The sequence below is a fragment of the Pantoea sp. VS1 genome (assembly GCF_002207995.1).
Lineage (GTDB): Bacteria > Pseudomonadota > Gammaproteobacteria > Enterobacterales > Enterobacteriaceae > Pantoea > Pantoea dispersa.
Genome location: NZ_NHZE01000018.1, coordinates 1 through 20690, shown reverse-complemented (window position 1 = coordinate 20690; position 20690 = coordinate 1). Strand labels below are relative to the sequence as shown.

Below are 20690 nucleotides of genomic sequence, written 5' to 3'. Positions count from 1 at the left end.
TTTCCGCCTCATCGCTGACTGGCAGATGGACTTTTTGACGATTTTTTATGTGTTGACAGAGAGTTAGTGCCGGTTTTTCAGATAAAGATTATACTTGCTCAACCGGCCGATCCTGCATAATCGACCCCACGTATTCACTTCATGAAATGGAATAAATATGACCAAGCTTAAAGCAGTAATCCCGGTTGCGGGTCTCGGTATGCATATGCTCCCTGCGACTAAAGCCATTCCGAAAGAGATGCTGCCTATCGTCGATAAACCAATGATTCAGTACATTGTCGACGAGTGCGTGGCGGCGGGCATCAAGGAGATTGTGCTGGTCACCCATGCTTCCAAAAATGCAGTGGAAAACCACTTCGATACCACCTACGAGCTGGAAGCGCTGCTTGAAGCGCGCGTGAAACGCCAATTGCTGAGCGAAGTGCAGTCAATCTGCCCGCCGGGCGTGACTATCATGAACGTGCGTCAGGCGAACCCGCTGGGTCTTGGCCACTCAGTACTGTGTGCCCGTCCGATGATTGGCGACAACCCATTTGTGGTGGTCCTGCCAGACGTGCTGCTGGATGACTCTACCGCTGACCACCTGCGTTACAACCTTGCCGCGATGGTGGCACGCTTCGAAGAGACCGGCCGCAGCCAGGTTCTGGCGAAACACATGCCGGGCGAAGACCTGTCCGAATATGGCGTGCTGACCACCGAGCAGCCGCTGGATAACCCGGGCGATATCAGCACCATCACCAACTTCGTGGAAAAACCTGAGCATCCGTCCGAGCTGAACTCAGACCTGACCGCCGTGGGCCGTTACGTGCTTTCTGCGGATATCTGGGGTGAACTGGAGCGCACAGAGCCCGGCGCCTGGGGCCGTATCCAGCTGACGGATGCCATCGCCTCTCTGAGCCAGAAAAAACCGGTTGATGCTCAGCTGCTGACCGGCACCAGCTTCGACTGCGGTCGTAAACTCGGCTACATGCAGGCCTTCGTCTCTTACGGTCTGCGCAACAACACCCAGGGCCGCGATTTCCGCGAAGCAATCCAAAAAATTCTGGCAAAATAATCTCTTTCCCCGCCGCGCAGGTTGCGCGGTTTTAAAGGAGTACACATGGCTATTTTGGTAACGGGCGGAGCAGGGTACATCGGCTCCCATACGGTGCTGGCGCTGTTAGAGCGCGGCGACGACGTTGTAGTCCTGGATAACCTTTGCAATGCCTCGCGCGAAGCAATCAATCGCGTTGAGAAGCTGGCCGGTAAGAAAGCGGTCTTCGTTGAAGGCGACATCCGCGATCGCGCCTGCCTGCGCGATCTGTTTGCCAGCAATGACATCTCAGCCGTCATCCACTTCGCCGCGCTGAAAGCGGTAGGCGAATCCACGCGCATGCCGCTGGAATATTACGAGAACAATGTCGCCGGGACCGTGGTGCTGCTGGAAGAGATGCGCGCCGCCGGCGTGTGGAACTTTATCTTCAGCTCATCCGCCACCGTGTATGGCGCTGACGCACCGGTTCCGTACGTCGAAACGACGCCGATTGGTGGCACCACCAGTCCGTACGGCACCTCCAAGCTGATGATTGAGTTCGTGATGCGCGACTTCGCCAAAGCCGAGCCGAACTTCAAAGCCATCGCGCTGCGCTACTTCAACCCGGTCGGCGCGCACGAATCTGGAGAGATTGGCGAAGACCCAACCGGTATTCCGAACAACCTGCTGCCGTACATTGCGCAGGTGGCGATTGGGCGTCTCGACAAGCTGGGCGTGTTTGGCGATGACTACGCGACGCCAGATGGTACCTGCCAGCGCGACTACATTCATGTCGTCGACCTGGCGGAAGGGCACCTGAAAGCGCTGGATCACCTGCCAAAAGTTGAAGGTTACAAAGCTTACAACCTCGGCGGCGGCAAAGGCTTCTCAGTGCTGGAGATGATCAAGGCGTTTGAGCAGGCATCCGGTAAACAGATTCCATTCGAGTTCAAACCGCGCCGCGACGGCGATCTGCCAGCGTTCTGGGCGGATGCCAGCCTGGCGAACAAAGAGCTCGACTGGCGCGTCACGCGCGGTATCGATGCGATGATGCGTGATACCTGGAACTGGCAGTCGAAGAACCCGAATGGGTTTAAGTGATTAAGCAGGTAATGAGTAAAAACCCGGCATATGCCGGGTTTTTTTATGGGCAAATAATTTACTTTGGTGTTTTTTTGTTCAGGCATTCATTTGCGGGATGCAGAAAAATCCTAATCAGCGCCAGACCAATGCATCAACTTCACAACTCATCATATTGATTTAGTGAAGCCCCGCTGCAGCCCTTCATTCTGCGAATGGCCAGCTATATTCTTTCCGACTCAGTAGCTTGCAGTTAACCGCAACGATGAAAAGAAATTAAGATTCGCCGCGTCGGCATCAGACAATAACCATGTTAATTCGGCAGCACAAAATGTATTATTTGCGATGGTCTCAGACAAGGCGGTTGATGCTGCAATATTGACCATAATTAGCCGAGACGGAAAGCACAGGATTGACTTGTTACACAGCATATTGGTTGCTGCAAGCCAAGGGCGGTAGCGTGGCTATTTTTTGTTTTGCTGAAAAATTGTCCCGCTGGAAATGATAGAGCAGTCTAAAAGACACATTTGAGGTTGTGGAATGTTACTTCCCGTAATCATGGCCGGAGGAACCGGCAGTCGTTTGTGGCCCCTTTCACGTGAATTGTATCCAAAACAGTTCATCAGCTTGCACGGACAGCACTCGATGCTGCAGGAGACTGTCAACCGCCTGACCGGTGTTGAAGCGCGAGCTCCGCTGGTCATCTGCAACGAAGAGCACCGTTTCCTCGTCGCTGAACAGCTTCGTCAAATCAACAAACTTTCCCATAACATCATCCTTGAGCCGGTTGGTCGCAACACGGCGCCGGCGATTGCTCTGGCAGCGATTAACGCGATTGAGCAAGGTGATGATCCGGTGCTGTTAGTGTTAGCCGCCGACCATGTCATTGAGAACCGCGCGGCATTCCACCAGGCCATCACCACCGCAACGAAATATGCCAAGCAGGGACATCTGGTCACCTTCGGCATCGTGCCCACCGGACCTGAAACCGGTTACGGCTATATTCATCGCGGTGAGCAGCTGGCGGGTGATGAACATGCGCCGTTTAGCGTGCAGCGTTTTGTTGAAAAGCCGAATCTGAAAACGGCTCAGGATTATCTGGCTTCCGGTGAATATTACTGGAACAGCGGGATGTTTATGTTCCGCGCTAAACGTTATCTGCAGGAACTGGAAAAATTCCGTCCTGATATTCTGGATGCCTGCCGCCGTGCCATGGCGAATGTGGCAGAAGGTAACGACTTCATTAGCATTGATAAAGACGATTTCATTGCCTGCCCGGATGAGTCAGTTGATTATGCCGTGATGGAGCAAACGGACGCAGCCGTTGTGGTGCCGCTGGATGCGGGCTGGAGCGATGTCGGATCCTGGTCCGCGCTGTGGGAAGTGAATGAAAAAGATGCAGCCGGTAACTCGCTTAAGGGCGATACCTTCCTGCACAACACTAAAAATTGCTACATCAACAGTGAAGATCAGTTGGTGGCAGCTATCGGCGTGGAAAATCTGGTGATTGTTAACACCAAAGATGCCGTGCTGGTGGCGCGCAAAGATCAGGTTCAGGACGTGAAACGCGTGGTGGAGTTCCTGAAGAGCGAATGCCGTACGGAATATCGTCGTCACCGTGAAACTTACTGGCCATGGGGACGCTGCGATCTGGTGGTAAATACCGGCCGTTTTAATGTAAATCGTATCACCGTTAAACCGGGTGAACGTTTCGAATTACAGATGCATTATCACCGAACTGAACACTGGGTGATCTTATCCGGCACTGCCAAAGTGACTATTCAGGATAAAACCTTATTGCTGACGGAAAACCAATCGACCTTTATTCCGATTGGCCATCAGCACACGTTAGAAAATCCAGGCAAGATTCCGTTAGAGCTGCTGGAAATTCAGTCAGGCTCCTATCTGGGCGATGACGATTTAATTCTGATTAAAGAACAATTTGCAAGTAAGTAAGGACAGACGAGATCATGGCAGCATTGACCTGTTTTAAAGCTTATGACATTCGCGGTGAGCTTGGCGCGGAATTAAATGAAGAAATTGCATATCGTATTGGTCGCGCTTATGGCGAATTTTTAAAGCCGGAAACGATTGTTGTGGGCGGCGATGTTCGGCTGACCAGCGAAAGCCTGAAAATGGCCCTGGCCAATGGTTTAATGGATGCGGGTACCAATGTACTTGATATCGGCTTAAGCGGCACGGAAGAGATTTATTTCGCCACCTTCCATTTAGGCATTGATGGTGGCATCGAAGTGACGGCAAGCCATAATCCGATGAACTATAACGGCATGAAGCTGGTGCGTGAAGGTTCCCGTCCGATCAGTGGCGATACAGGCTTACGTGATGTTCAGCGTCTGGCTGAAGCTAACGATTTTGCGCCGGTCGATGCAGCTAAGCGTGGCAGCTATAAACAGATCTCGGTATTGGATGCCTATGTCGATCACCTGATGGGCTACATTGATCTGTCAAATTTCACCAAACCCATGACGCTGGTCATCAACTCGGGTAATGGCGCTGCCGGCCACGTTATCGATGAGATCGAAAAGCGCTTCCAGCTGGCGAATGCACCGGTCACCTTCGTTAAAGTTCACCATGAAGCGAATGGTCATTTCCCGAACGGTATTCCTAATCCCTTACTGCCAGAGTGCCGGAAAGATACCTCCGACGCGGTGAACGCGAACAAAGCCGACATGGGCATCGCATTTGATGGCGACTTTGATCGCTGCTTCCTGTTTGACGAGAACGCAGAGTTCATCGAAGGGTATTACATTGTTGGCCTGCTGGCCGAAGCCTTCCTCAAAAAAGAGCCTGGCGCGAAGATCATTCACGATCCCCGTTTGACCTGGAACACCATCGACGTCGTCACCAAAGCAGGTGGCATACCTGTTATGTCTAAAACAGGTCATGCGTTTATTAAAGAGCGCATGCGTGAAGAAGATGCGGTGTACGGCGGCGAAATGAGCGCACACCATTACTTCCGTGATTTTGCCTATTGCGATAGCGGAATGATTCCGTGGCTGCTGGTAGCAGAGTTGCTAGCGGTGAAAGGAATGACGCTGTCTGAACTGGTTTCGGAACGTATGAAAGCGTTTCCGTGCAGTGGCGAGATTAACTATAAAGTTAATGATGCAAAAAAAATTCTTGAAAATTTAAAAAGTGAATTTGGACTGGATGCTTTTAAATCAGATACTATTGATGGCTTGAGCTTTGAATTTACTGATTGGAGATTCAATGTTAGAACATCAAATACTGAGCCATTACTAAGATTGAACGTTGAATCAAGATCAAATGATGGTTTAGTGAAAGAAAAGCTTGAGGCTATCTCTTATTTAATTAAGGCGCAGGAATGAATCTATCTCTTTTTAAATCCTTATGGGGTTATCGTGGGTTCGTTTTAGGTAATGTTAAGCGAGAATTTCAAGCGAAATATCAAAACTCACTATTAGGTGCGCTGTGGAATATACTTAACCCACTATCCATGATAGTGGTTTACACAGTTATATTTTCTCAAGTGATGCATTCGAGGATGCCTGGAGTTACTAATAGCTTTGGCTATAGCATTTACCTTTGCTCCGGTATTTTGACTTGGGGACTTTTCGCTGAAGTCGTCGGTAGAGGCCAGAATGTATTCCTTGAATATGCTAATCTACTTAAAAAAATTAGCTTTCCGCGCTTATGTTTGCCAGTGACAATTATATGTAATGCTTTATTAAACTTCTCAATAGTTTTTAGCTTATTTACACTATTTTTGTTGGTTTCTGGCAACTTTCCGGGGTTGAGTTATTTTTACTTAATTCCAGTGCTTTTAGTATTAATGGTCTTTGCAATTGGCTTGGGTATCACATTAGGTGTATTGAATGTTTTTTTTCGAGATGTTGGGCAATTTTTCGGAATAGCTCTCCAGTTTTGGTTCTGGCTAACTCCGATCATATATCCTGCAGACATATTGCCTGCTAAGGCTCAGCAATACCTATCATACAATCCCATGTATGGAGTAATTACTGCAGCGCAGAATATTCTGGTCAAAAGCGAATCGCCTCAACTGCACCAGTTAATACCTACGTTATTTATCGGGATTATTCTATGCGTTATTGGCTTGAAGTTGTTTCGCAAGCATTCCGGTGAAATGGTGGATGAATTGTAATGGGTAAGATAACAGTTAATAATGTTGGAAAAGCATATAAGCAGTATCCTACAAGGTGGAGTCGTTTAGCGGAATGGTTTCTACCAGGTAAAAGAAAACGCCATAAGCTAAAATGGGTATTAGAAAATATTTCCTTCGAGGTCCATCCTGGAGAAGCGCTGGGTATTATAGGGATTAACGGCGCAGGTAAAAGCACACTTCTAAAAATGATTACTGGTACCACGCAACCAACTACTGGAAAAATTAGTTTAGAAGGTAGGGTTGCAGCTATGCTGGAATTAGGGATGGGATTCCATCCAGATTTTACAGGTAGACAAAATGTAATTATGTCTGGACAGCTTTTAGGATTTAGTCTTGAAGAAATTTATCAGCTGATGCCGGGGATAGAGGAGTTTGCAGAGATCGGAGCATATATAGATCAGCCTGTTCGAGTGTATTCGAGCGGGATGCAAATGAGACTAGCTTTTTCAGTCGCTACAGCTGTTAGACCAGATATTCTTATTGTTGATGAAGCACTCTCTGTTGGTGATGCTTATTTTCAGCATAAAAGCTTCAATAGAATCAGAGAATTCAGTCGTGCAGGCACGACTCTCCTTATAGTTTCGCATGATAAACAATCCATCCAGAGTATTTGTGATAAAGCCATCTTATTAAACAGGGGCAAGCTGGAGATGGAAGGAGATCCTGAGTCTGTAATGGATTACTATAATGCTCTGCTGGCTGATAAACAGAATCAGAAAATAGAACAAGTTGAGCTTGCTAATGGTAGTATCCAAACTGTATCGGGCAGTGGAGAAGCAACTGTCAAAGATATTCGGATATTAAATCAGAAAGGAGACAGCATTGAATTTATCGATGTAGGTGAAGCTGTTACACTCAAAATAACAGTGGTTGTTAATGAAAATCTGCCGAGACTTGTGTTGGGTTACGGTATTAAAGACAGACTGGGACAAGTAATATACGGAACCAATACTGACTTAAAAAAACAAGCCATAATTGAGGCCAAAAAAGGGTCAGAGTATGTGTTTAACATTAGATTTAACGCTAACTTAGGTCCTGGTAGCTACTCAATTCAAACAGCATTAGTCAGTACGGATACTCACTTAGTTAACAATTACGAGTGGCGAGACTTGGCGATGGTTTTTAACATCATTAACATTAATAAACCACACTTTGCCGGATGCGCATGGATTGATCCAGATATAGAGATAAATTGAAATGCCGATAGTAAGTTTCGCTCAAAACTTTGAAGACGTGATGTTGTGGCGTTCTTTAAAAGATATAACTAATGGATTCTATATTGATATTGGTGCTAATGACCCGCTAATCGATTCTGTTACCAATCTTTTTTACCTAAATGGATGGAGTGGGATAAATATAGAACCACTCAAAAAACATTACGATGCATTAGTTGAAAATAGAGAACGAGATATAAATCTGAACTGTGCTATATCAAATTGCACAAGCGAATTAGATATTTGGGAATCTGATATTAGAGGGTGGGCGACACTGGATAAAAGTGTTGTCGAGCAACATGAGTTAAATGGATTTAAGGGCGTTTGGAGAAAAACGCCAGTAAAAACTCTTAAACAAACAATCGAAGAATCGTTGCCAGCTAATATTACTGATATACATTTTCTAAAAATTGATGTTGAAGGAGTTGAAGAGCAAGTCGTAATGAGTAACGATTGGTCAAAGTATCGACCCTGGATTCTTGTTATTGAATCGACAGCACCAAACTCACAAAATGAAAGTCATACTAGTTGGGAAGAGATATTGCTTGCTAACGATTATATATTTTCATACTTTGATGGTTTGAATAGATTTTATATTAGCAAAGAGCATGAGGAATTACTTCCTAATTTTAAAAACCCACCTAATGTTTTTGACGAATTTATTACTTATGCTGAACATTTGAATAAAGAAGTTATCGCGGAGCTTCAAGATAATCTTCAAGTAATGAATGACGAGGTTAGCTCTCTAAATGAGCTTTTAGTAGACAAGAATGAAGAGTTACGTATTTTTTTGGATGAAAATATGATCTTGAAAAATAAATTGAGTGAAGTTTACAGCAGTCACTCATGGAAGCTAACATCTCCTTTTAGACGTGTTTCAGCATTTTTAAGAAGGAAATAAATATAATGAAAAACATCCTTTTTTTGAGCACTTATCCATTTGCCAAACCAAGACATGGCGGTCAGATCAGACTTAGCCAGTTAGTCAAGAAGTTCGAGCGAAATGGTTGGAAGACCAGGTCCATCGCAGTATATGAGGAAGAAAGTTTTTTGGGTGACGAGCTTGGTCCCTATGATATCCCGTTTCCTGTTGATTCCTTATTTAGATCTTACAAGGGAAGACACGTCCCACTAATTAATGATCTTTTAACTGGCGCATATGCTACTTCAGATGAAGGAGGGTTCAGTAAAATTTTAGCTAACCTCCCGACAGAAATTGACGTAATTCACGTTGAACAATGTTGGCTCTGGAATCTGGTCGAAAAAATAAAGAGCATTCCAAAATATAAAAAAGCGATCGTGGTTTTTGGTTCTCAAAACATAGAGTTTTTATTAAAGAATGATATATTAGAACAATATAATATTGCAGACCGAGACGATGTAATCGAAGACATCAAGCATCTGGAAATGAGAGCCGTACATGAAGCAGATGTAGTAGCTGCGGTGACAAAAAATGATGTTAAGTCTATGCAAGGTTGGGGCCGGGAATCCATTACGTTAGCAGCAAATGGTATTGAACCATGGAAAACGGATACCTTGACCAGTAAATGGGAAAGTAAATTACCTAAATCCCCATGGATGCTCTATGTTGCCAGTGCTCATCCACCTAACTTTACCAGTTTTAATAAAATTATTGGGGATAGTTTAGCTTGTATTCCGCCAGATAGTAAGCTTGTTATTGCTGGTAGTGTTTGTGAACATATTTATAAAGAAGTTTTAAAATCGAAATGGGCTAGCATTAATATCAGCCGTCTTGAGTTTTTGTATGTGTTAGATGATGATGACTTAGCGGAAGTTAAGAATAGAGCACATGCATATTTTTTACCTATTGAACATGGTGGTGGTTCAAATCTCAAAACCGCTGAAGCTCTTTACTCAGGCAAGCCAGTAATAGGCACTCTATCAGCTTTTAGAGGTTTCGAAGAATTTTGTGATAGCTCTCGTATCAATATTATTAATAATCCTGAAGAATTCTTTTCAGGAACCAGGCAAATTTTGACGAGAAGTTCACCAATTTTAGATTCCAAAGAGCTTTCCAGCTTAGAAAAGTTAACATGGGACAAAACATTGGATAGTTTGATTCTCGAGGTGGAAAAAGAATATGAGGCTAGTCTAAATGCATAATACTTGGATTGATGTCACAACAATTTTAGGATGGCATAGATCTGCTGTTGGTATTGTCAGAACAGAAGTTGAATGCGCCACGTATGCCCTAAAGATGAATTCATCAGCCTCTATTAAATTCTGCGCATATAATCCATCAAAAGGTTATTATGAGGTAGAGAAAGGAGTTGTCGAAGAAACAATCAAGCGGATAAATGGACATATTAAAAAGAAAGAAACTTTAATTGCTCAGCCCGGACCGTCAACAATTAATTATAAAGCAAAATTCAAAAGTTTCATTCTTAATTTAATTCGTAAGTTACCAACGAGCTTACAGAGAAGAGTTTTAAACTACCTTCTGCCACGGCGTATTGCGGCTAGTAGTTTGTTAGCTTCTTTAAGATATGCAAAGTTAGCTTTGCAGCAGTTGTTAAAACCTAATGCAACTCCCGTAAACGTCCAGCAGCTAGGACATAGGGCTTCTGATAATGTGAATTCACCTTTTAGCCAGGGTGATGAATACATATCAATGGGACTGGATTGGGATCAAAAAGATTTTCAGTATTTATATAGATTAAAAAAAGAGCTCAATCTTAAAGTTAAGCTTTTCTGTTACGATGTGATTCCTGTAAAATTACCTCATCTTTGTGTGGGGGACGTTGCTGGAAAATTTTCACATTATTTTTCCGATGTTGCCTGGTGTGCCGATGAAATATTTTGTATTTCTAAATGCTCCAGGGATGATTTGAAAGAATTGTTAGAGCAACTTGGAACGCCTATTCCAAGGTTAACTATCGTTAAGTTAGGTTGTGAAATTAGTGAAGTTGATACGCAACCAGAAATCTCTAATGAAGTACAATTTTTATTGGGCAAGAAATATTTATTATTTGTTTCGACGATTGAAAGAAGAAAGAATCATGAGGTATTATACAAAGCCTATACAAGACTAGTGGATAGCAAGGTCCATGATCTGCCATTACTTGTATTTGTTGGCATGCCTGGTTGGGGTATGAATGATTTTATTACCGATTTGAATCTGGATCCAAGGGTGAAAGGTAATATTATTCAATTGAATAATGTTTCCGATCCAGAATTAACACTGCTCTATAAAAATTGTTGGTTTACAGTTTATCCGTCATTATATGAAGGTTGGGGATTGCCTGTTGCTGAGAGTTTAGCGTTTGGAAAATACTGCCTGGCTTCTTCAGCAGCATCTATCCCAGAAATCGCTGGGGATTTGCTCGATTATGTGGATCCCTGGGATGTGCCTGCATGGTCAAATAATATTAAGTATCTTATTGAAAATCCGGATGTTATAAGGCAGAAAGAGTTAAGAATCAGTAAGGAATATAGTTCAACCAAATGGTCTGATACTGCTGAATCTATATTAGTAAAGTAAAACTGTATTTATGTTTAACCAAAAAAAGTGGAATTTCTTATGAGTAACAAGGTTGCAATCGTAACTGGTATCACTGGACAAGATGGTGCTTATCTTGCAGAGCTTCTCTTACAGAAAAATTATACAGTTTATGGCACATATCGTCGTACTAGCTCCGTGAATTTCTGGCGTATTGAAGAGTTGGGAATTAAAAACAACCCAAGCTTGCATCTGATCGAATATGATTTGACTGATCTATCAGCAAGTATTCGCCTTCTTCAAACTAGCGGTGCAACTGAAGTTTACAACTTAGCTGCTCAGAGCTTTGTTGGTGTCTCATTCGAACAACCATTGACGACTGCCGAAATAACAGGTGTAGGCCCTGTAAATTTGCTTGAAGCCATCCGAATCGTTAATCCATCAATTCGGTTCTATCAGGCTTCTACGTCCGAAATGTTTGGGAAAGTTCAGGCTATCCCTCAAAAAGAAGACACACCATTCTATCCAAGAAGCCCATATGGCGTGGCTAAGTTGTATGCGCACTGGATGACGATTAACTACCGTGAAAGCTATAACATTTTTGCTTCAAGCGGAATTTTGTTTAACCATGAATCCCCGCTGCGTGGTCAAGAATTTGTTACTCGCAAAATCACTGATTCAGTTGCAAAAATCAAACTTGGTAAGCTTGATGTACTTGAACTGGGCAACCTTGATGCGAAACGCGACTGGGGCTTTGCTAAAGAGTATGTAGAAGGAATGTGGTTGATGCTTCAGGCAGATGAACCGGATACCTTTGTACTTGCTACCAACCGAACAGAAACTGTACGTGACTTCGTATCGATGGCATTTAAAGCTGCTGGTATTGAATTACGTTTCGAAGGTAAAGACGAACAGGAAGTGGCAATTGACGTGGCAACAAATAAAGTTGTTGTAAAAGTGAATCCAAAATTCTACCGTCCAGCCGAAGTTGAATTACTGATCGGTAATCCCCAGCGTGCTAAGGATATTCTTGGATGGGAACCTAAAACTACTCTTGAAGAGTTATGTGCTATGATGGTTAAAGAAGACCTTCGCCGTAACGAACAAGGATTCTCTTTCTAATATGACTAATGGCAAAAAAGCATTGATCACCGGGATCAAGGGCTTTACCGGCCATTATATGGCAGCGGAACTTTCCGCTGCTGGATATGATGTTTATGGCCTGGGTTCAGCTTCCTCGGATAATATCGATAACTATTTTCAAGTAGATCTCACAGATAATATTCAAGTTAAAAACGCAGTAGATTGTATAAGTCCCGATGTGGTCATTCATTTGGCAGCAATTGCTTTTGTTGGTCACTCAAATCCGAACGCATTCTATGATGTCAACCTTTCCGGCACGCGCAACTTGCTATCTGCGTTAACAGAAACAAAGAAAAAGCCCGAAGCCGTATTAGTGGCAAGTAGCGCAAACGTTTATGGAAATAATATTGCTGGTAAGCTTAATGAATCAACGCTTCCGAATCCTGCCAATGATTATGCCGTTAGCAAACTCGCTATGGAATACATGGCTAACCTGTTTAAAGATAAGTTGCCACTAATTATTACCCGTCCTTTTAACTATACAGGAGTAGGGCAAGCTGAGAATTTTTTAATTCCTAAAATTGTCAAACATTTCCGCGAACGTAAAGACGTTATTGAACTTGGTAATATAGATGTATGGCGTGACTTCTCAGATGTACGATATTTAGTTAAATGCTATGCTGAATTACTAAAGTGTAAAGCTTTTGGGGAAGTGGTCAATGTTGCTACTGGAGAGATGCATTCACTTAGAGATGTTATTAGCCTTTGTGAAGATATTACCGGTCACTCCATAACCATTGAGGTAAATCCTGGTTTTGTTAGACCAAATGAAATCAAAGAGTTGTGCGGTGATATTTCGTTGCTGAATAGTCTGATTGGCCATGAAATGCAAAAAGTACCACTTAGGGAAACTCTGAAATGGATGCTGGAAACAAAAAGCTAGAGGTTGTTTTCTCGACGGATTGCATAAAATACCCTTTAACGGGTATCGGGCGTTATGCTTTTGAACTGGCGAAACAACTTCAGCAACGGGAAGATAAACTTTCACTTACTTTTTTGCATGGAACAAGAATAAGAGATTCATTGGCGGTTGCGAGTGAATCTTCGCAATCCGTTCAGTCGCTTAAGCGAGAGTTACAAAAAAGCAAAATAGTTAGTGAAGTTTATCGCCTTGTTTTTCCTCATTTAAAGTCCCGGGCACTTAAAAAATTCAAAGAATACATTTACCATAGTCCTAATTATTATCTCCCTCCGCGTGTTAAAAATTGCGTTGCGACTTTTCACGATCTGTCAGTATTTCATTGGCCACAGTTCCATCCTGCTGGGAGAGTACATCTCATGCAGAAAGAGTTGCGTAACACTGTAAAGCGTGCTTCGGTATTGATAACGGATTCGTATTATACAAAAAATGAGTTGATGGAATTTTTTTCGTTGGATGAGAAGAAAATTTCAGTTGCACCATTGGCGTGTAATCACCAATTTCATTCGCGAACTCAAGAGGATGTTCACGCAGTATTGGATAAGTATCATTTAAAATGGCGTCGCTTCTTTCTTTATACTGGTACAATCGAACCCAGAAAAAATATTTTAACGCTTCTACGTGCATATGATCGCTTGTCATTACAAGAGAAGAACAATTTCCCGCTCGTTATTAGCGGATATAAAGGCTGGGAAAATGAAGAGCTCTTTCGTCTTTTTGATAAAGGCGAGCGGGAAGGCTGGTTGAAATATTTAGGCTTTGTGCCAGGTAACGATTTACCCATGCTCTTTAGCGCTGCTAACAGTTTCCTCTTTCCTTCGATTTATGAAGGGTTTGGATTACCAGTTTTGGAGGCTATGTCATCTGGCACTCCCGTTATTTGTTCAAATGCAACGTCATTACCTGAAGTTGTTGGAGATGCCGCGCTAATGCATGAACCGGAAGACATAGAATTGCTCACGCATTATCTGAAAATGATGATTAATGATGAGGAGTTGAAACAGAAAATGATCCAGGTTGGTCTTAGTCAAGCCCAAAATTATTCGTGGTCATTCTGTGCCGATAAAACGATAGAAGCGTATGATCAGGTTTCTAAATTAATATGATAAAAGTCCTTCACTGCTATAAAACATATTACCCGGATACTTTTGGTGGGATTGAGCAAGTTATTTATCAGCTCGCTGAAGGCGGTGTGAAAGAAAATATCCAATCAACGGTTTTTACGCATAGTCCTGATTTTGATGATGCTATTTCAATGTTGGATCATCATACTATTCATCGTGTTAAAACATTATTTGAGTATGCTTCTACGCCAATTTCATTTACTGCTATTGCTGAGTTTAAAAAGCTAGCAACACAGGCAGACATTATTCATTATCATTTTCCCTATCCGTTTATGGATGTCCTGCATTTCTCAAATTTTACAAAAAAGCCATCGATCGTAAGCTATCATTCCGATATTGTTAAACAAAAGGCTTTGCTAAAACTTTATACACCATTGATGAATAGGTTCCTTTCCAGTGTAGATTGCATTGTTGCTGCATCACCAAATTATGTCGAAAGTAGCCCGATTCTGCAAAAATTTAAAGATAAAGTTAAGGTCATTCCCTATGGTCTGAATGAAAGTTTTTATCAAAACAATGATCCCCAGGTATTAGAAAAGTGGTCCCAGCGATTCCCTAACGGCTTTTTTCTTTTCATTGGGACTTTTCGTTACTATAAAGGGCTTCACATACTCATCGATGCTGTCGCTGGTAGTGATTATCCTGTTGTCATTGTTGGTGCGGGACCCATCGAATCTGAACTGAAAGCGCAAGCCCAGTCGTTGGGTATCGACAATATTCATTTCCTTGGTGCATTACAGGATGACGATAAATCTGCGTTATTACAGCTTTGCACTTGCTTAGTTTTTCCTTCACATCTTCGTTCTGAAGCTTTTGGTATTTCTTTGCTTGAAGGGGCTTTGTACTCAAAACCACTGATTTCAAGCGAAATTGGAACCGGTACTACTTTCATCAATATTGACGGTCTTACCGGTCTGGTTGTCCCGCCTTCAGACCCCAGGGCTTTACGCAAAGCTATGGATGAGATCTGGTTCAACCCAGAGAAGGCTCATACCTTTGGCCAGGCTGCTCAACAACGATTCGAAAAACTTTTTACAGCGGACAAGATGATTGAAAGTTATGCAGGCTTGTATATGTCCCTGTTAAATAAGTAAATTTCATCACTCGCTGCATTTCTTAAAAAGCATCAATAATTACCTCTTATCACCTCTCATGAGTTAACATATTGGTCACTTACTGAATGGTGTTACTGGTAACACCTAGCGAGACCACAGACAGGAGTATGTAATGTCCAAGCAACAGATCGGCGTTGTAGGTATGGCAGTGATGGGGCGTAACCTTGCTCTTAACATCGAAAGCCGCGGTTACACAGTCTCAATCTTTAACCGTTCACGTGAAAAGACTGATGAAGTTATCGCTGAAAATCAGGGCAAAAAACTTGCTCCTTATTACTCCGTGGAAGAGTTTGTCGAGTCGTTAGAAAAACCCCGCCGCATCCTTCTGATGGTACAGGCAGGTGAAGCGACAGACAAAACCATCGCTTCACTGACGCCACACCTTGATAAGGGCGACATCCTGATTGATGGTGGTAACACCTTCTATAAAGACACTATCCGTCGTAATAAAGAACTGTCTGATCAGGGCTTCAACTTCATCGGCACCGGTGTCTCCGGCGGTGAAGAGGGCGCACTGAAAGGCCCGTCGATCATGCCTGGCGGTCAGAAAGAAGCGTATGAACTGGTAGCGCCAATTCTGGATAAAATTGCTGCGCGTGCAGAAGACGGTGAAGCCTGCGTTACTTACATCGGTCCGGACGGTGCTGGTCACTATGTGAAGATGGTGCACAACGGTATCGAGTATGGCGATATGCAGCTGATTGCAGAAGCATACGCTTTACTGAAAGGCGCACTCGGTCTGAACAACGAAGAGCTGGCTAAAACCTTCACTGACTGGAACAACGGTGAGCTGAGTAGCTACCTGATCGACATCACCAAAGATATCTTCACCAAGAAAGATGAAGACGGTAAATACCTGGTTGATGTGATTCTGGATGAGGCAGCCAACAAAGGTACCGGTAAATGGACCAGCCAGAGCTCCCTGGACCTTGGCGAGCCACTTTCTCTGATCACTGAGTCAGTATTCGCTCGTTACCTCTCTTCACTCAAGTCACAGCGTGTTGCAGCTTCTAAAGTGCTGACTGGCCCTCAGGCGCAAGCCTTCACCGGTGACAAAGCTGAGTTCATTGAGAAAGTGCGCCGTGCACTGTATCTGGGTAAGATCGTTTCTTATGCTCAGGGCTTCTCTCAGCTGCGTGCGGCTTCAGAAGAGAACAACTGGGATCTGCATTACGGTGAAATCGCGAAGATCTTCCGTGCTGGTTGCATCATCCGTGCACAGTTCCTGCAGAAAATTACTGATGCTTATGCGACCAATGCTAGCATCGCTAACCTGTTGCTGGATCCCTACTTCAAAAACATCGCAGATGAATATCAGCAGGCGCTGCGTGATGTTGTCTCTTATGCCATCCAGAACGGTATTCCAACGCCAACCTTCTCAGCGGCAATTGCATACTACGATAGCTATCGCTCAGAAGTGCTGCCTGCCAACCTGATTCAGGCGCAGCGCGACTACTTTGGTGCGCACACTTATAAGCGTATTGATAAAGACGGTGTGTTCCATACTGAATGGCTAGTTTGATCATTTATCTTTAGTAAAAAATCCCAGCTTGCTGGGATTTTTTGTTTTCTTTTATTATTCAATTAAATTATCTCGGGATTTAAAAAGTGAAACTTATTATTCAAATGCCATGTTTCAATGAGGCTGGAACTTTAGCAATTGCTTTGGCAGCGTTACCCCGTCATGTCAAGGGGTTTGATAAAGTCGAATGGCTTATAATTGATGATGGCAGTACGGACAATACTGTTGAAGTCGCTAAGGAATGCGGTGTTGATCATATTGTTCAACATATGGGTAATAAAGGATTAGCAGTAGCTTTTATGACGGGTATAGATAACTGTCTAAAATTAGGTGCTGATGTAATAATTAACACTGATGCAGATAATCAATACAATGCTGATAATATTCCTGATTTAGTAACTCCAATTCTTGAAAAAAAAGCTGAAATGGTTATCGGTGCCAGACCAATAGCAACCATTGAACATTTTTCACCTGCAAAAAAGTTTCTGCAAAAATTGGGTAGTTGGGTTGTAAGGGGAGCAAGTAAAACAAATATTCCTGACGCACCTAGTGGGTTTCGAGCAATAAGCCGAAGCGCCGCACAGAAATTGATCGTTTTTAGCGAATATACTTACACATTAGAAACCATAATTCAGGCGGGACAAAAAGATATTTCAATCTGCTCTGTACCTGTTGACGTTAATGATGACCTTCGCCCATCAAGGCTAGTAAAAAGTATTCCCTCATATATTCAAAGAAGTATATTTACTATTATAAGAATATTTGTCATCTATAGACCATTCAGATTCTTTTTAACAATCGGTTCTTTATTGATGTCAGTCGGGGTTTTGATTAGTATAAGATATTTATATTTTTACTTTTTCCGTGATGGTGAAGGGCATATTCAGTCGCTGATTCTTTCCGCCATTTTAATCATGATGGGATTCCAAACGATATTAGTCTCATTTTTGGCTGATTTGTTATCCGCCAACCGAAAATTATTAGAAGATATTCGTGTTAAGACAAATAAGATATTACATGATGAAAAAGAGTGATTCGGTATTGTATTAGGGTGTGGATGAGATGAACGGTAAAATACCTGTAAACAATAGCACAAGTGTAAGTGCTAATAAAAAAAATTACGCAAAAGCGTTGAATTTTATTGGTGGCCTTATTGCAATACTGAGCATTATCTTTGTAGCATTGCGTTTGAATAGCTATCTTACAAGTGAGAGCTTGTCGTTTTTTAATTTGAAGCATGTTCTCATTGTGTTGATACTGGTTGTTCTTTATGGACTTGGTAGTCTATTGTTAGGATGCGCCTGGAAAAACATTTTGGCAATGTCTGGTTCTGAGAAAAAGCTTAAGTGGGCAGTTTCAACTTATGGTCTAGCCCAAATTGGAAAATATATACCTGGCAATATATTTCATTTGGCAGGCCGTCAGGCATTAGGTTTGAAAGATGGCGTATCAGGAGTAGCCCTTGCTAAGTCCACTGTTTGGGAGCTTGGTTTGTTAGCAATAAGTGGAGCAGTTTTTCTGATAATTGCAGCCCCCGCTTATTTTAATCTTCCTGAAATAGCGACAGTATTATCTTTACCTGTTTTTTTAGTAACAACAGTCGTTTTCTATTACTTTTTATCTGTTTTTTTTAATGAGTTGTTAGGTAAAGCTTTTATACAACAAGTTATATTTCTAACCTTGTCAGGATTTATCTTTTATTTCCTTATTTGCATTGTAAGTGAACAGGGTTTTCTTGATTTTAGTAAAATGCATTCCCTCTTTTTCGTGCCTGCAGCCTTTGTTACAGCCTGGTTAATAGGATTGGTCACCCCTGGAGCTCCGGCAGGTATGGGGATTAGAGAGGTTGTGCTTATTTACTTATTGGGCGGATTATACGATAAGGATATTATAATTTTAACAGTATTGATCTCCAGGATAGTCACTGTGTTAGGTGATGTGTTTTTTTATGCTATTTCTTTTTATATTCGGAGAATCAACTAAGATGATGGTTGGTGAGGTTAAATTCTCTTCTGGGAATTTTGTTTTCTGTGCCATATGCTTATTATTGGCATTAATAATCAACAATGTTATACCTTTTTTATCACTGCCTACAATGGGACAGGCACTGTGGGCTATGGGTTATGCGAAATCTCTATCTAACGAAGGTTTTTTCAATTTATATGCTTATGATATAGGGTTCCCACACCCTGCCGCTATCGCATTTGGATTATCCGCTGTTTTACCATTAAGTTGGTTAATTAAGTTCGGCATTTTGCCCGAGGCTGCTTATAGCTTAGTTTTTGCTTTATATATTGGCTTGGCATTCTTAGGATGCTATAAAATCAGTAGGTTATTTCATGCAAGCCAAAATATTGCATCTATTTTTTCATTGCTTTGGCTTATCACACCAGTTATCGGACGCCACTCGGGCTATTCGATGTTGATGCTTGGAATAGCTCTCATTCCATTTTATTGTTGGATAACCTATGTTTTCTTTCAGGCATCTGAATATGATTTCAGACAGCTTTCATTAAAGTTTTTAGCCTTTCTAAGTTCTGTAATTATATCCGTTTTTATGGATGGCTATACTTTTATCATGTTTGCGGTAGCAGCATCTGCAATAGCTTTATTCTCATTCCTTCAATCAGCCAATAAAAAATCATTCTTTCTCAAGAAATTAATTGGCTATTTAGTGGCTTTTTGCTGTGCTTACCTTCTTTATTCCTGTTTCATAGGGAAAAGTTCATATCAGCCAGAGTCTTTAGATTTTTTTAGAGGTTGGGGGTTAGATTTAAGCTTTTTGTTTATTCCTACTCAAGGTGTGTTTTGGTTTTATGATCTATTAGCTTTGTCGAAACATCGAACAGCATCACAATTTTTTGGTGATGCCTCAGTATGGAATACGAGCTTTATTTTGCCATTTTTATTGTTAGGTGTAATTGGATGGTATCAAAACAAGAGAAAAAGTATCTGGTTTTATTGTGTTTTTATTTTGGGTGTTTTTTCTGTTTATATGGCACTAGGACCATCGATAAAGCTTTTCTCATTTAAACCTGATGATTACATCGCGCCATCTGATATGGCTAATACTATGCTAATGCCTGAGAAGTATGCATTAGCTCCAACTGGTAATTCTTTTATATCGCAATACCCTCCTGGCTTCAATGTTATGCGCGCCTCATATAGGTGGATCGCTTTGGCATCCTTTTGCTTTTGGGTTCTAACTTTAAGTATGTTGGTAAGAGTAAGTAAAATGAGGCAATATATATTTTCAATTTTACTGGTCGCTCTATTTCTCCCTCATTTATCTAAGGCATGGAACTATGGAAGAGCTAATTTTTTATCCGTAGCGGATATTAACAAGAAAATGGTCGACAATCTTAAAATTGATATCGATCGTTCGTCTCGAGTGGCATTCATTCCATGGAATAATGATTTCTTTGCTAATTATTTAGCGCCTTATTCTAATTTCAAAACCTTTAATATTGGTGGTGATAAGAATTTAGATGTGGCTAAATTGCATTGGCCGCCGGTTATGCTCAATCTACAAGGAGCAGTTTCTGACGCTCAAATTCCTTATATAACTCAGTTGTTATTAAATAAAGACGTTGATTATATCATAATTCCTTTTGTTAACATGTTATGGTCTGCCCATTATTGGGAATGCCCTGAGGATACACTACTGCCTTTATCATCAGAAAAGCGGATTTCACTTAAAAATGATCTGGATTTCAAGTGTCCCGCTGTTATAAAAAAGAATTATTCGTCTTTAATTTATAAATTAGATGAGATTCCATTCTTCAATGTTAAAGAAAGAGATTACTATGCTGTTATTAGTTTAGATGAAAAGAAATATACCGAATATCTTAACTCCGAAAACATCCATTATCCTTTTGTTATAAATGATACAGATTTCAATCTTGACTTTGTACTTGATGATGGATGGTATTATAG

17 protein-coding genes are annotated in these 20690 nt (G+C 42.0%); all 17 read left to right on the top strand.

The window, feature by feature from the left end; all coding sequences use genetic code 11:
* The first annotated feature begins 157 nt into the window (after nucleotides 1-157).
* The gene (galF, locus tag CBW22_RS10295; RefSeq protein WP_021509335.1) at nucleotides 158-1054 is read left to right on the top strand and encodes a UTP--glucose-1-phosphate uridylyltransferase GalF; all 897 of its coding nucleotides are present in this window, start codon (nucleotides 158-160) and stop codon (nucleotides 1052-1054) included.
* A 45-nt stretch (nucleotides 1055-1099) separates the two neighbouring features.
* Complete coding sequence (gene galE / locus CBW22_RS10290) at nucleotides 1100-2113, top strand: UDP-glucose 4-epimerase GalE (protein ID WP_058757297.1); 1014 nt, start codon at nucleotides 1100-1102, stop codon at nucleotides 2111-2113.
* Nucleotides 2114-2632: 519 nt separating this feature from the next.
* Nucleotides 2633-4048, top strand: coding sequence for a mannose-1-phosphate guanylyltransferase/mannose-6-phosphate isomerase (locus tag CBW22_RS10285; protein ID WP_058757298.1), 1416 nt, complete (start codon nucleotides 2633-2635; stop codon nucleotides 4046-4048).
* A gap of 14 nt (nucleotides 4049-4062) precedes the next feature.
* Entirely contained in the window at nucleotides 4063-5442 is a 1380-nt protein-coding gene (cpsG, locus tag CBW22_RS10280; protein WP_088516595.1) for a phosphomannomutase CpsG, read from the top strand.
* A complete protein-coding gene (locus tag CBW22_RS10275; protein WP_058757300.1) occupies nucleotides 5439-6236 on the top strand; it encodes an ABC transporter permease in 798 nt (265 codons plus the stop codon). The genes cpsG and CBW22_RS10275 overlap by 4 nt, the downstream gene beginning before the upstream one ends.
* The gene (locus CBW22_RS10270) at nucleotides 6236-7453 is read left to right on the top strand and encodes an ABC transporter ATP-binding protein (RefSeq protein ID WP_088516594.1); all 1218 of its coding nucleotides are present in this window, start codon (nucleotides 6236-6238) and stop codon (nucleotides 7451-7453) included. The genes CBW22_RS10275 and CBW22_RS10270 overlap by 1 nt, the downstream gene beginning before the upstream one ends.
* 1 nt (nucleotide 7454) lies before the next feature.
* A complete protein-coding gene (locus tag CBW22_RS10265) occupies nucleotides 7455-8372 on the top strand; it encodes an FkbM family methyltransferase (RefSeq protein ID WP_088516593.1) in 918 nt (305 codons plus the stop codon).
* A 5-nt stretch (nucleotides 8373-8377) separates the two neighbouring features.
* Nucleotides 8378-9595, top strand: a complete 1218-nt coding sequence (locus tag CBW22_RS10260; RefSeq protein WP_088516592.1) for a glycosyltransferase — start codon at nucleotides 8378-8380, stop codon at nucleotides 9593-9595.
* Nucleotides 9588-10973, top strand: coding sequence for a glycosyltransferase family 4 protein (locus CBW22_RS10255; RefSeq protein ID WP_088516591.1), 1386 nt, complete (start codon nucleotides 9588-9590; stop codon nucleotides 10971-10973). The genes CBW22_RS10260 and CBW22_RS10255 overlap by 8 nt, the downstream gene beginning before the upstream one ends.
* A gap of 39 nt (nucleotides 10974-11012) precedes the next feature.
* Nucleotides 11013-12053 carry a GDP-mannose 4,6-dehydratase gene (gene gmd, locus CBW22_RS10250; RefSeq protein ID WP_058757304.1) on the top strand — a complete coding sequence of 347 codons (1041 nt, stop codon included), beginning with the start codon at nucleotides 11013-11015 and terminating at the stop codon, nucleotides 12051-12053.
* A 1-nt stretch (nucleotide 12054) separates the two neighbouring features.
* Nucleotides 12055-12957 carry a GDP-mannose 4,6-dehydratase gene (locus CBW22_RS10245; protein ID WP_088516590.1) on the top strand — a complete coding sequence of 301 codons (903 nt, stop codon included), beginning with the start codon at nucleotides 12055-12057 and terminating at the stop codon, nucleotides 12955-12957.
* Nucleotides 12933-14099, top strand: a complete 1167-nt coding sequence (locus CBW22_RS10240; protein WP_088516589.1) for a glycosyltransferase family 4 protein — start codon at nucleotides 12933-12935, stop codon at nucleotides 14097-14099. Before CBW22_RS10245 ends, CBW22_RS10240 begins: the two co-directional genes overlap by 25 nt.
* Nucleotides 14096-15211: a glycosyltransferase family 4 protein gene (locus tag CBW22_RS10235; protein WP_088516588.1), complete on the top strand. Its 1116-nt coding sequence runs from the start codon at nucleotides 14096-14098 to the stop codon at nucleotides 15209-15211. Before CBW22_RS10240 ends, CBW22_RS10235 begins: the two co-directional genes overlap by 4 nt.
* Nucleotides 15212-15344: 133 nt before the next feature.
* A complete protein-coding gene (gndA, locus tag CBW22_RS10230; protein ID WP_088516587.1) occupies nucleotides 15345-16754 on the top strand; it encodes an NADP-dependent phosphogluconate dehydrogenase in 1410 nt (469 codons plus the stop codon).
* A gap of 86 nt (nucleotides 16755-16840) precedes the next feature.
* Nucleotides 16841-17788 carry a glycosyltransferase family 2 protein gene (locus tag CBW22_RS10225; protein WP_088516586.1) on the top strand — a complete coding sequence of 316 codons (948 nt, stop codon included), beginning with the start codon at nucleotides 16841-16843 and terminating at the stop codon, nucleotides 17786-17788.
* A 28-nt stretch (nucleotides 17789-17816) separates the two neighbouring features.
* The gene (locus CBW22_RS10220) at nucleotides 17817-18737 is read left to right on the top strand and encodes a hypothetical protein (RefSeq protein WP_088516585.1); all 921 of its coding nucleotides are present in this window, start codon (nucleotides 17817-17819) and stop codon (nucleotides 18735-18737) included.
* 1 nt (nucleotide 18738) lies between these two features.
* Nucleotides 18739-20690: hypothetical protein (locus CBW22_RS26020; RefSeq protein WP_141097308.1), on the top strand; the 1952-nt coding region annotated here is incomplete at its 3' end.